Consider the following 13,613-nt stretch of genomic DNA (forward strand, 5'->3'; position numbering starts at 1 on the left):
ATGGGGTCGTGGACCGGGCGGCCGTCTAGTGTGGAGGCCGTTGGGGGAGTCCGAGCCGGAGCGGAGCGCGGAGAGCCGTGGGCGGTCTTACGGAAGCGAAGCTGAGGGCGCTGGCCGGGGAGCGGTCGTTCGAGCGTGGACTGGCTTATACCGACGAAGTGTCCGGGGTCGAGTTCGGTGACGGCTGGATCAGGGCGTCGGTACGCGGCACGGAGCGGTACGAGGTGGAGCTGCTCCTGGGCGGGCGCGGAATGCCGGCGGGCATGTGCGATTGCCCGTACGGCCAGGAGGGCAACTTCTGCAAGCACCTGGTCGCGCTCGGTCTGACGGTGATCGCCCAGGAAGCCGACCTGCCTCGCCTGCGGAATGCTGCCCGGGACCGGACCCGAGGCCTCGACGCCTGGCTGACCGGCATGTCACGGGACGATCTGCTCGCTCTTGTACGCGAAGAGATGGCCGAGGACCGGAACCTGCGGAAGCGGCTGGAACTGCGGGCGGCGAGCGCCCGCGGTGACGTGGCCGGGATCCGTTCCCGTATCAGCGAGTTGCTCGACAGCGGCCCTTTCGCCCGGTACGGCTACGTCGAGTACGCCGACGTTCACGCCTACGCCGACCAGGCCGCGCAAGCGGTCGACGCGATCCGGTCACTGACGGCCTCCGGCCAGGCGGCCGACTCGATGGCTCTGGCCCGGGAGGTGATCGGGATGCTGGCCGCCGCGGTCGACAACGTCGATGACTCCGACGGCCGACTCGGGGAGATCGGCGCCGGCCTGGCCGACGCCCACCACGAGGCCTGCCGTGCGGCCGGCCCCGACCCGGAGGAACTCGCCCGCTGGCTCGTGGCGCACGCGCTCGACGATGCGGCCGACCTGACGGACATCGGCCCGCTCGACTATGAGGACCTGCTCGGCGGGCAGGGGATGGCCGCCCTGCGCCGGTACGCGGTCGAGGCGTGGCAGGCGAACCGCACCGGCTGGGCCGAGAAGCACCTGATGCAACGCCTCGCGAAGTCGGGGCGGGACATTGACACAGTGATCGCCGTGCACGCCGCCGATCTCGCGCCGAACGGCCACACCCACCTGCTCATCGCCCGCGAACTCGACGCCGCCGACCGTACCGCCGATGCCCTGGAATGGGCCGAGCGCGGCATCCGGGAGACCGAGGACCTCGCCACCGTCGACACCGCCCTGATCGACCACGTCGCCGACCGCTACACCCGGACCGGCCGGCCCGCCGACGCCGTCACCCTGCGCCGGGACCACTTCGCAGCCCGCCGCACCCTGCTCGCCTACCAGCAGCTGCGTGCGGCGGCACGTGCCGCCGCGTGCTGGCCGACCGAGCGCGAGAAGGCACTGGCACTTCTCCGCGACGATGCCGAGCGGGCGGATCCGCGCGGCGGCCGGGTCCTGGTCGACATCCTGTTGGACGACGGGGACATCGACGCAGCCTGGCGGGTAGCCGGCGAGTACGGCGCCCACGACGGCCAGTGGCGCACCCTCGCCGACCGACTCCGCCCGACCCGCCCCGCGGATGCCCTCGCCGTCTACCTCCGCCTGGTCACCCGCCTCACCCGTGAGACCGGCAACCGCGCCTACGAACAGCTCGTCAGCCTGCTCCTGGGCGTCCGCGACTGCCACCGCCGCCTCGGCAAACCGGACGACTTCACCGCGTACATCACCGACCTTCGCGCCGCCCAGAAGCGGAAGCGGAACCTGATGCGCCTGCTGGACGACCACGGCCTGTCAGGCTCGTGACGTCGACCGTCGCGCCGGTGGCGCCTCCGGGGAAGCCGGTACGGGACGACAGGGGACCTGCATAGACTGCCTCCCGGTCCGGGTAGATCCACCGCGCGGAAACGTGGGGGGCGCGGACCGCAAGGGGGAGGCGTGACCGTGGAACCACTGAGGGATGACGACCCGAAGGAGATCGGGGGTTTCGCCCTCGTGTGCCGGATCGGCTCCGGCGGTATGGGCCAGGTGTTCCTGGGCGAGTCCGCGGCCGGCCACCAGGCCGCGGTGAAGGTCATCAAGCCCTCCGTGCTCGACGAGGACACCCGGGCGCGTTTCCTGTCCGAGGTGGAGAGCCTGCGTACCGTCTACGGGCCTTTCGTCGCAGCCTTCGTCGGCGCCGACGCGAACGCCGATCAGCCCTGGCTCGCGGTCGAGTACGTCCCCGGGCCTGATCTGCGCACCCTGGTCGCCGGTCAAGGGCCCATGCCGCTCGCCGAGACCGCCAGCCTCGGAGCGCTGCTGGCCGAGGGCCTCGGCACGGTCCACGAGGCGGGGCTGCTCCACCGCGACCTGAAGCCGCAGAACATCCTGCTCTCCCCCTACGGTCCCAAGGTGATCGACTTTGGTCTCGCCGTGCTCGCGGAACGCCGCACCACCCTCACAGCCACCGGGTTCGTCGTCGGCAGCGTTCTCTGCATGCCGCCGGAGCAGGCCCGGGGTGAGCAACAGCTGGACCGGTCCGCCGACGTGTACGCGCTGGGCGCGGTGCTGCTCTTCGCCGCGACCGGGCACTACCCGTACGAGGGGCCGACGTGGCAGGCCGTCGCCCTGAAGATCGAGGACCCGGCGGCCTCTCCCGATCTGACGGACGCCCCACCGGAACTCGTACCGCTGATCACGGACATGCTGGCACTGGATCCGGATGCCAGGCCGGCACTCCCCGAAGTCATCGAGCGGCTGGTGCGCGTCATCCGTGAACAGGGTCTGACCGCCCTCCAGGCCAAGCGCCGCCTCACCGACCTGACGCCCGGGATCAGCGTGCCCCAGCTTCCCGCGCCGGCTCCCGAACCCTCGGCCGGAGCCGGCGCACCTCCCTACACACCCGCCGTCATCGACCAGGCCGCGGTCGAGGAGGACGAGCAGGCGGGCTCGCCCCTCTCCACAGGCGCAGGGCAGTACACCGCAGAGGGAGACCTCGATGCGGATGACTCGGATGACGGGACCTCCACTGCCCAGGAGTCCACGCCCTTGCAGGCGGAAATCCCATCGCGCCCACGCGGCGGGGTGACCGCTGTCCGGCCCTCCGCGCCCTTGAGGATCGCTGAGCGGATGCGTGCCGACTACGCCCGCGAGGCCCGTTTCTGAGCAGGCGCGGCCCCCGTGCCCGATCTCGTACGTCCCGCTTTCTCCCCGTGACAGACTTGCGGAGGCGAGAGTGACGACACACGAAAGACGAAGGGGCCGTGAGTGACCGACCAGGGGGCGACGCAGGAGGGGACCCGGTTCCCGCCGGGCGCGCAGATCCTCGTACGTGACGAGGAGTGGCTGGTCCGTAACACCATCACGACCGATCACGACGGGGAGAGGATCGAGGCGGTCGGCGTCTCCGAGTTCGTGCGGGACGAGGAGGCCGTCTTCTTCAGCGGCATCGACACGGTGGAACTCCTGGACCCGGAGAAGACCGTCCTCGTACCCGACACCTCCTCGTACTTCCGGCGCAGCCGCCTGTTCCTCGAAGCCGTCCTGCGCAAGACGCCGCTGCCTCAGTCGGAGCGGGGCCTCGCCCTCGCCGACCGCTTCCTCCTGGACCCGCTCGTCTACCAGCAGCGTCCGGCCGAGCTCGCCCTGTCCATGCGCAACCTCCGCCCCCGGGTCCTGATCGCCGACGTCGTCGGTCTCGGCAAGACCCTGGAGATCGGCCTGACCCTCGCCGAACTCATCCGGCGCGGCCGCGGCGAGCGCATTCTGGTCGTGACCCCGCAGAGCATCCTGGAGCAGTTCCAGCACGAGCTGTGGACCCGTTTCTCCATCCCGCTCGTACGGCTCGACTCGCTCGGCATCCAGCGTGTCCAGCGTGAGCTTCCGGCGGGGCGGAACCCGTTCACGCACTACAAGCGCGTGATCATCTCCGTGGACACCCTCAAGAACATCGGCCAGTACCGGCACCACCTGGAGCGGATCCGCTGGGACGCCGTCGTCATCGACGAGTCCCACAACCTGATCAACCCCGGCAGCCAGCGCCGCGCCCTCGCCGAGATCCTTGCGCCGCGCACGGACGCCCTGCTGCTCGCCAGCGCCACCCCGCACAACGGCGACAAGCGGTCCTTCGCCGACCTGATCTCCCTGCTCGACCCGGCCGCCATCGCCGACCGGGACCACTACGACCCGGCGGAGGACCTCGGTCACCTCTTCATCCGGCGTACCAAGATCAGCCCCGAGGTCCGGGACGAGATGGGCACCGAATGGCCGGACCGGGGTCCTACCGTCTCCCTCCGCTGTGCCGCCACCGAGGAGGAGGAGCGGGTCTTCGCCGAACTGGCCGAGCACTGGATCCCCGCCCCGCCGACGAGCACGGAGTTCGGCACCGCCGGTCAGGACCCCGTCTCGGCCGCCGTCGAGCCGGTCTTCGCCTACAACCTGCTCAAGACGTTCCTGTCCTCGCACGTCGCCCTGGGTGAGACGGTCGCGAACCGCATCTCCTCCCTCAGGGACCGGGTCCGCAGGGCCGAGGAGAAGGGGCTGCGGCCCGACCCCGCCATCGCCACCGAGCAGGCCGCCCTCGCCCGGCTCCGGGAGATCGTGTCCGGCATGGGCGACGGCACCGCGCCCGGCGACTCCGCCAAGCTCGACGCCCTCGTCGCCCAGCTCAAGGAGATCGGCGTCGGCCCCCGGTCCACCACGCGGGCCGTGGTCTTCTCCGAACGCGTCCGCACACTGACCTGGCTCGCCGAGGTCGTCCCCGCCCGTCTGGGCTTCCCGGTCGGGACCGACGGCACGTCGAAGGCCGTGGCAGTGATGCACGGCGGCCTCAGTGACGAGGAGCAGGGCAAGGTCCTCGAGGCGTTCGGTCTCGCCGACACCCCCGTCCGGCTGCTGTTCACCGGAGACGTCGCCTCCGAGGGCGTCAACCTGCACCGCCAGTGCCATCACCTCGTCCACTACGACATCCCGTGGTCCCTGATCCGCATCGAGCAGCGCAACGGCCGCATCGACCGGTACGGGCAGAAGTACGAGCCCCGGTTCCACGCGCTGATCCTCACCTCGGTCGTTCCCGGCGCCAAGGACGACCGCACGGTCGCCGAGAAGCTGCTCCTCCGCGAGGAGGAGGCGCACAAGCTGGACGGCACGGCCGAGGCCGTCTCCGGTCTCTACCGGGCCGAGGAGGAAGAGCGCCGGCTCATCAAGGAACTGGTCCGGGGCGGCACGGTCGAGGAGTTCCTGGAGTCCGCTCCCGCCGAGGACACCGCACTCGCCGACCTGTTCGGCCAGGTGGACACGATCACCGAGCAGGAGCTGCCCGCGCGCGCCGAGCTGATCTCGCTCTTCGACGGCGACACTGCCGACTTCGTCGCCACCGCCCTCGACGAGGTGTACGAGGAGCGCGCCGAGGACCAGATCGCGCTGTCGTCCGGCACCGACGCCCAAGGCGGGGCCTACTTCTCCCTCTCTCCGGCCCTGGCGCCCGACCTGCTCCACCGCCTCAAGGCGCTGCCGCCCTCCTACCTCAGGGAACAGCACGTCGCCGAACGGATGCTTGTCACCTTCGACCGGGCCCTCGCACAGCGCAAGCTCACCGAGGCCAGGGACAGCAGCACCACGATGTGGCCGGACGTCTCCTTCCTCACCGACATCCATCCGGTGGTCGAGTGGCTGACGGACAAGGTCCTGGTCGAGTTCGGCCGGCAGGAGGCCCCGGTCATCACCACGCCCCACGTCGACGGCCCGGTCTTCCTCGTCCAGGGCATCCACTCCAACGCCCTCGGCCGCCCGACCGTGGTCCGCTGGATGGCCGTGACCGGGATCCGCCCCGACGGCACCGGGACGCCCGAGGTGCGCCCCATGGCCGACGCGCTGCGCGACGCGAAGGTCGGCCCGAGGCTCGCCCGCACCGGAGGCCCGCAGAACCTGGACCGGCTCCAGGCCCTCGTTCCCGCTGCCGTCGCCGCCGCCCGCCACCACCTGGACGCGGGCAGGGCCGCATGGGAGGAGCAGATCAGCGGGCCGCTCGCCGCCTACCGCGAACATGTGGCCCAGTGGCGTACCGACTCCCTGCTGCCCGGCGTCACCGGCCGCCGCGAGCGCCTGGTCGAGGAGACCGCCGACGAACTGGCCCGGCTCCTCGACCAGTTGCACACCACCGGCCGCCCGCTGCTGCGGGTTCTCGCCGTCCTCGACCGCCCCGGCACCCCGGACGCCTCCGGAGCCGAGACCGTCGCCCCCACCGCAGGCGTCCAGGACCCGACACCCGCATCCGACACCGCCCACCTGTCCGACGCCCAGGCGGAGAACTGACGTGACGTACGACTCGCTGGTCAACCACGGCGACTACCTCTCGCCGCACTACCTCGCCGAAATCCTCCCCAAGGACCTCAAGGCGAAGGACGGCCTCCTCACCCGCTGGGCGGCCTTCGAGGAGACCGAACGCCGCCGGCACGCCGACGCCGTCGCCGACGCCGCCCGCCAGGGCCTCGGCCCCGACTCCGTCCCGCCGCGCGTCCGCACCCCACGCGAGGGCCTGCGCGCCCTGCACGGCCCCTACTTCGCCGGCCGTGCCCCCCTCGCCGAGGACGCGGCGGCGCTCGCCGAGCCCGACGCGCTCGCACCCGAAGGGTGGCGCAAGCGGTACACCGAAAGCCACCTCGACACCCTGCGCGCCTTCGGCTACACCGACGCCCACGAGCAGACCGTGACCGTCCACCGCGCCGATCGCGAGTACGCCGTCCAGGTCCTCCACGCCGAACCCGGCCTGTACGCGGTCGCCTGCGGCTGGACCACCGAACCCGACGCCGCTCTCGACCCCGACGGCGCCGGCCGCCTGCTCCACCCGGTGGAGACGGAGACGTCGGCGCCCGACCTGCTGGATGCGAAGGCCCTCACCGACTTCCTCTTCACCTGCGACGCACCTCCGCGCCACGTCCTGCTGCTCGTCGGTGGTGTCGTCGTCCTCGCCGACCGCCTCGCCTGGCCCGAGGGCCGCTATCTGTCCGCCGACCTCGACGCGGCCCTGCACCGCCGCGACGACCGTCACGGCGGCGAACTCGACATCCTGGCAGCGCTGTTCGGCGCAGACGCGCTGCGCGTCCCCGCCGAGGGCGGCACCGCGCCGCTCGCCGCCTTCCTCGACCGGTCCTCCAAGCACGCCGTCGGCGTCTCGACCGAACTCCGCGAGGGCCTGCGCCTGAGCGTCGAGTGGATCGCCAACGAGGTTCTGGACCGGCTGCGCGACCCGGAGAACGCCGTCGCCCTGGAGGCCCTGGACGACCCGGCCCGCCTCGCCAAGGAACTCAGCCGCGAGTCGCTGCGCTACCTGTACCGCATCCTGTTCCTCCTGTACGCCGAGGCCAGCCCCACCCTGGGCATCCTGCCCTCCGACTACCCCGAGTACGAGCAGGGCTACGGCCTCCAGCGGCTCGGCGACCTCGTCCTGCGCGACCTCGTCGGCGAGCGCTCCCGGAAGGGCTTCCACCTGTACGAGTCCCTCGACCTGCTCTTCGAGAAGGTCGAGAAGGGCCACCGCCGCTACGGCACCGAGCCCGAGGACCTCGCGGCGGAGGAGGCGGCCCGCGAGGCGACGGCGGCCGAGAACGAGGCGGCCAGGCTGCTGTCCGCCGGCACGATCACCCAGGCCGAGTACACCGACCGGGTCCGCGAGGCCGACCGCGCCCGCCGCGCCGCCGCCCGCAGCACGAGTGCGGGCCTACGGTTCGAGGCCCTGCGCTCCGAGCTGTTCACCAAGGAGGCCGTCCGGCTCATTTCGGACGACCAGATCGAGAACCCGGCCTATCGGGGCGGCGAGGGCGAGAAACGCCGCCCGATCCTGGACACCCGGCTGCGCAACGAGACCCTGCACAAGGTGCTGCGCCGCCTCATGCTCACCAAGGGCAAGGGGCGGGAGCGCGGCGGCTTCATCTCGTACGCCCAGCTCGGCATCAATCAGCTCGGCGCGGTGTACGAGGGCCTGATGTCCTACACGGGCTTCATCGCGGAGGAGGAGCTGTACGAGGTCGCCAAGGGCGGCGACCCGTCGGGCGGCAGCTGGATGGTCCCCGAATCCCGTGTCCGCGCGGGGGATTACGACGACGCCCTCTTCGTCAAGCGGACGAACGAGGAGACGGGCCGCCTGGAGCGGGTGCCCCACCCCAAGGGTTCGTTCGTCTACCGCCTTGCCGGCCGTGACCGCCAGACCTCCGCCTCCTACTACACCCCGAAGTCCCTCACCGAGGTGACGGTCGAGCTGGCCCTCCGCCATCGCCTCGACCAGGACGGCACGACCACCCCGGCTCGGGAACTCCTGGAGTGGAAGATCTGCGAACCGGCCCTCGGTTCGGGCGCGTTCCTCAACGAGGCCATCGACCAGGTGGCCGCCGAGTACCTGCGCCGCCGCGAACGCGAGCTGGGCCGCCGGGTCGACCCCGAACTGCGGCAGATCGAGCTCCAGAAGGCCAAGGCGTACGTCGCCCTGCACAACGCCTACGGCGTGGACCTCAACGCCACGGCGGTGGAACTGGCCGAGGTCTCCCTCTGGCTCAACTCCATGCACCCGGGCATGCGAGCCCCCTGGTTCGGCCTCCACCTGCGGCGCGGCAACTCCCTCATCGGCGCGGGCCGCAAGGTCTACCAGGCGGATGTTCTGCCGGGTGGTGGATGGCTGGCCAAGAAGAACACCCTCCCGCCGAAGGACCTGCCGTTCCGGGACGGCCCGCTGCCCGAGGGCGCGGTGCACCAGTTCCTGCTGCCCGCGATCGGCTGGGGCGCGGTCGCCGGTGAGCCGGAGGCGAAGAAGCTCGCCGAGGACGAGGCCAAGGCGCTGGGCGCGTGGCGCAAGGGCGTCCAGAAGGCCCCGAAGGCGCCGAAGCCGTTCCCGGAGCGCGGCGACGAGACCGCCGAAGCCCGGCAGAAGCGCTACGACCGCTGGCGCAAGGCGGCCGACAAGACCGAACTGGGCCGCCTCCAGGGCGTGGCCCGGCGCGCCGAGTTCCTCTGGTCGCTGGTCGCGACCCGGCTCGAACTCTCCGAACGGGCGGTGTCTCGACGCGTCGACGTGTGGGGCGCGGACTGGCTGGAGCAGCCGGCGGAGGCGGAGGACAAGCAGAAGGTCCTCGACGACCTGACCCGCCACGGCACGCCGTACTGGCGGCTGAAGACGGTCATGGACGCCTGGTGCGCGCTGTGGTTCTGGCCGCTGGACAAGACCGGCGAACTCGACGGCACGGACCCGGTGTACGGCACGGGCGGCGCGCTCGTCGACGAGTCGTCGGTACCGGGGCTGATGGGCGCGGTGGCGCCCGCCGCGCCGGCGGAGCCGGTGGCGCCGCCGTCCGGCCCCGCGCCCGGGGACCAGCTGTGGCGGACGGCGGGCCTGTTCGACGACCCGGACGGGGAGCAGGAGGAGCTGGGCGAGGTCCTGGCCTCCGGTACGGCCAAGCGGAGCACCTCGGCCGCCCGTAAGACGGTCAACCGCCCGCCGGAGCGGACGACGGTCCCGCTCCAGAGCCTCGGCGACTGGCTGGACTTCCTGGAGAGCCTGCTGGGCAAGGTCGACATGCCCGAGCAGTCGCTGCTCTCGGGCATCGAGAAGCTGGGCCCCGACGAGGCACTGGAAGTCCTCGCAGACGTGGAGGACCGCCTGGAGGGCTTCCTCGGCATGCGCCCGGCGACGCAGCTGCCGTTCCGCTACCCGTGGCTGAACACGGTCGAGGACATCGCGGGGTCGACGGAGAAGGACATAAAGGCGGAGGACGGCCACGGCTTCTTCCACTGGGAGCTGCACTTCGCGCACGTGTTCCGGGGGCCGGGGGGCGGGTTCGACCTCCAGGTGGGTAATCCGCCTTGGGTGCGGCCGAGGTGGGAGGAGAATCCCATCCTGGCCGAGCACGAACCGTGGTTCATGTTCACCGAGAAGCCGACCAAGGTGGAACGCACGCGGCGGCGCGACGAGCTGCTGAAGTCACCGCGCGCCCGCGCCTACCTGCTCGCCGAGCTGGCGTCCACCAGCGGCATGAGCGAGATGCTCGGGTCGGGGCCGGTGTATCCGCTGCTCGCGGGGACTCAGCCCGACCTGCACCGGGCGTTCATGTGCCAGACCTGGCAGCACACGGCCCGCAACGGTTCCGTGGGCCTGATCCACCCGGACTCGCACTTCAGCGGCGACAAGGAAGGGCGTCTGCGCGAGGCCGCGTACACCCGACTCCGCGTGCACGGCGACTTCGTGAATCAGGGCAATCGCTTCTTCCCGCCTCCTGTCGGCCATGCCAGTCACTTCGGCGTGCACATCTATGGTCGGGAAGGCGAGATTGGCTTTGACCATCTGTCCTGGCTCGTCTCGGTAGACGCCCTGCGGCTGTCGGCCGAGGATGACGGAACCGCTCCGGACCCCGGGATCAAGTACGGTGCGAGCTGGGACGAACGCCCGCACCGCAAGCGGATCGTGCACGTGGACGAGACGATGCTCGCCCGCTGGCAGAAGCTCACCGGCGACGAGTCGCAGCCCGTACGCCAGGCCCGGCTGCTGTCGCCAGTGAGCACGGCCGAGGCGCAGGCGATCGAGGCGCTGGCGGACTACTCTCTGCGGCTCGCGGAGTACGAGCCGCAGATCAGCAGCGGTTACCACGAGAGCGGGGCGAAGGCGGCCGACCTCATCGACTACAACACCCCGGATGACGCGGGCGTGGTCTGGCGGCCGGCCGACTGGTCCGAGGTGATCCTCAAGGGCCCCCAGATCGGCCTGGCCAACCCTATGTTCAAGCAGCCGAGCCAGAGAGGCGGCGAGGTCCTGGGCCTCAACCCGCTGACCCTCGCGGACGACGCCGTGCCGGAGTCCGAGTACGTGTACGTCGCGAAGCCCGAGGCGTACCGAGCGGCGCAGGACGTGTGGAGCGACGGCAGGACGCTGGAGCAGCTGAAGCAGTCCGAGCGTGAGGTGAGGCGGGCGCGGGCCGCTGCGGCGGGGCGCTTCGAGGTGGAGGTTTCGGAGGTCACCGAGGAGCAGGTGGAGGCGGAGCTGCTGCTGCGGTTGCGGCGGCCTTATACGGAGTTCTATCGGATGGTGTGGCGCCAGATGATTGCGCCTGACACAGAAAGGGCGCTCTACACGGCCTTGGTGCCTCCTGGGGTCGCGCACGTTCACGCCTTGCGAAGTGCGGTACTGCCGGACACCCGGAGCACTGCGTTGCTTTCTGGCTTCTGGGCATCACTGCCGGTGGACTATCTGCTGCGCACCGTTCGCGTGAGGAACCTTGATGTGGCTCCAGCCAGACGTCTACCCGCACCGGAAGGTGGCCATCCGCTTTCCTCGGCCCTCCTGTTGCGCACCTTGCGTCTCAACTGCCTCACATCTGCCTACGCAGAGTTGTGGGCGGAACTCTACGAGCCAACCTGGCCCGGACACGAACCCTGGGCGATGGAGTGGCAAGACATGCAGCCTCTTCACGCGGTCGGCCCCACGTGGGAACGCGCGACGCCGCTCCGGAGCGAGCGCGCCCGAAGGGCCGCGCTCGTAGAAATCGACGCTTTGGTCGCTGTCTGGCTCGGAGTGAGTGCAGACGCGCTCGCGGCTATGTACAAGTCACGCTTCGCGATCATGCAGGACTTCGACGCGGTGACCTGGTTCGATGCCAACGAACGCAAGATCGCGGGAATCCGCCACACCTACGGCTTCGGCCAGACCAAGGAGCACTACGAGCACTTCCTCGCCTACCAGAAGAAGGAGCGTCCCGAGCCTCCCGAGGGCTACACCGCGCCCTTCTACAAGGCCGACCGTGAGGCGGAGATGCGCGCGGCGCACGCCTACTTCTCCGGGCGGCTCCAGGAGGCCGTCGACAAGGGGAAGTGGACGCCTCCATCGGCGTGAACGACAGCGCCCCGCGCCGGACGGCTCCGGTGCGGGGCGCTCGCGTGAGGTCAGACCTGGGCGGCGTACGTGACGAAGTCGTTCCACGCGGTGGGGGAGAGGGCGAGTTCGGGGCTGCGCTGGTCCTTGGAGTCCCGGACGTGGATCGCCTGGGTTCCCTTCGCCACCTCTACGCAGCTGTCACCCTGCGAGCCGCTGTAACTGCTCTTGAACCAGGCCAGTTCGGACGTGCTCATAGCGCTCCTCGCAATCGCTTGAGCAGGCCCAGCGAATCCTCGGGCGTCAGGGCCTGCGAGCGCAGTTTCGCATACCGCTGCTGGAGGAGGCTGATCTCCTTGCGGTTGGAGATCAGTCTTCCGTTCTGCTGCCCCTCGGAGTACGCAAACCAGTGGTTGTCCGGTGTCTCAGCCAGCTGCACAGGGCCGTCCATGCCCGCATGGGACAGGCTCCGCAGCGGCATCACCTGAAACTCCACGTTCCAGTTCCGCTCCACCAACCCCATCAAGTGGTCCAGCAGTTCCCGCGTCACCTCCTCCCCGCCCGTCCACCGCTCCAGCACCGCCTGCTCCACGATGAAGCTGAACGCCGTCGGCGGCTTCCGTGTGACCGCCAGCAGTTCCTGCCTCGCCAGCCGCGCCGCGATCCGCTGCTCCAGCTCCTCCGGGTCCGGCAACGGGGGCACGTCCAGCGAGACCGCTCGCGCGTACGCCTCCGTCTGCAACAGGCCCGGGACCACCCGGCATTCGTACGTGTACAGGCTGATCGCCGTCGCCTCAAGGCGTGCCCACTGCCGGAACCAGCTCGCGAGCCCCGCCTGCCTCGACAGGTGCGGCGCCGCCTTCCGTAACGCCCCCGTACCGCCGAGCACCGGTTCCGCGCGTTCCACGAAGTCGCGGTCCGGCATGCGCCTGCCCTGTTCGATCGAGGCGACCGTGTGCTTGGAGTAGCCGACCAGGGCGCCGAACTCCTCCCGGCTCAGGCCCGCGTGTTCGCGTAAGGCCTGGACGACCGCGCCGAAGGTGCGCAGACTGTCCGACGCCCCCGGTTCCGCGCCGCCCGCCGCCCCCGTACCGCCGTCCGTGCTCTCGTAGGCCACCGCCGGACACCTCCCGTGCCACCCGCCGCCGTAACGCTTCCGACTCCCGTACATGGTCACGGACCGTCACGCGTACTGTCCACCGAACGTGTGCGTACGCTGACTTGGCGTACACGCGGCAGTCTTGGTGAACCGCCCTGATCCACCGGCACCTTGGGCATATGACAACACCGTCCACCCCTGCCGTACCCACCGCCCCCGTCACCGTACGTGTGTTCACCCAGCGTTTCAGCTCCACCCCGCGCGGCGCCCGGCTCGCCCGCCGGCTCGCTCTGCACCAGCTCGACACCTGGGGCGTGCCGCACGGCAGCCAGGCGTCCGACACCGCCGCCCTGCTCGTCGCCGAGCTCGCGGCCAACGCCGCCACGCACGGCCGCGTCCCCGGCCGGGACTTCGAGCTCGCCGTCAAGCTCCTCGGCCGGACCCTGCGCGTCGAGGTCTCCGACGCCTGGGGCGAGCGCCACCCACCCGCCCCGGGCGTGCCCCGCCCCGCGCCCCTCGCGGAGAACGGCCGGGGCCTGATCCTGGTCGAGGCGCTCGCCGACCGGTGGGACGTGCTCGACCGCGTCCCCGTCGGCAAGACCGTCGTCGCCGAGCTGGACCTGACACCCTGAGCACGCGCCGTCCGCCGGACATCCGGGACGAATCTCCGGTGATCGCACCGACAGTTCCCGGCACCGTCTATAGGCTGAGCCGGGCACGGCATCGGGCGGTGGCA

The 13,613-nt window shown here is 70.8% G+C and carries 7 protein-coding genes; 5 read left to right on the top strand and 2 right to left on the bottom strand.

Annotated features, from left to right (window positions below):
- Window positions 1–77 precede the first annotated feature (77 nt).
- The 4 genes from KK483_RS27610 to KK483_RS27625 all read left to right on the top strand — a co-directional run bounded on the left by KK483_RS27610 (window position 78) and on the right by KK483_RS27625 (window position 11,799).
- Window positions 78–1,754, top strand: coding sequence for an SWIM zinc finger domain-containing protein (locus tag KK483_RS27610; RefSeq protein ID WP_262007914.1), 1,677 nt, complete (start codon window positions 78–80; stop codon window positions 1,752–1,754).
- Between the two features lie 132 nt (window positions 1,755–1,886).
- Window positions 1,887–3,095, top strand: a complete 1,209-nt coding sequence (locus KK483_RS27615) for a serine/threonine-protein kinase (protein WP_262007915.1) — start codon at window positions 1,887–1,889, stop codon at window positions 3,093–3,095.
- A 102-nt stretch (window positions 3,096–3,197) separates the two neighbouring features.
- Entirely contained in the window at window positions 3,198–6,242 is a 3,045-nt protein-coding gene (locus KK483_RS27620) for a DEAD/DEAH box helicase (protein WP_262007916.1), read from the top strand.
- 1 nt (window position 6,243) lies between these two features.
- Complete coding sequence (locus KK483_RS27625; protein WP_262007917.1) at window positions 6,244–11,799, top strand: hypothetical protein; 5,556 nt, start codon at window positions 6,244–6,246, stop codon at window positions 11,797–11,799.
- Window positions 11,800–11,849: 50 nt separating this feature from the next.
- Here KK483_RS27625 and KK483_RS27630 read toward each other — a convergent pair whose 3' ends face one another.
- Window positions 11,850–12,035: a DUF397 domain-containing protein gene (locus tag KK483_RS27630; protein ID WP_262007918.1), complete on the bottom strand. Its 186-nt coding sequence runs from the start codon at window positions 12,033–12,035 to the stop codon at window positions 11,850–11,852.
- Entirely contained in the window at window positions 12,032–12,895 is an 864-nt protein-coding gene (locus KK483_RS27635) for a helix-turn-helix transcriptional regulator (protein ID WP_262007919.1), read from the bottom strand. Before KK483_RS27635 ends, KK483_RS27630 begins: the two co-directional genes overlap by 4 nt.
- 161 nt (window positions 12,896–13,056) lie before the next feature.
- Between KK483_RS27635 and KK483_RS27640 the strand changes: the two genes are divergently transcribed.
- Window positions 13,057–13,509: an ATP-binding protein gene (locus KK483_RS27640; RefSeq protein ID WP_262007920.1), complete on the top strand. Its 453-nt coding sequence runs from the start codon at window positions 13,057–13,059 to the stop codon at window positions 13,507–13,509.
- Window positions 13,510–13,613 lie beyond the last annotated feature (104 nt).

It is taken from the genome of Streptomyces sp. FIT100, from assembly GCF_024584805.1.
GTDB lineage: Bacteria > Actinomycetota > Actinomycetes > Streptomycetales > Streptomycetaceae > Streptomyces.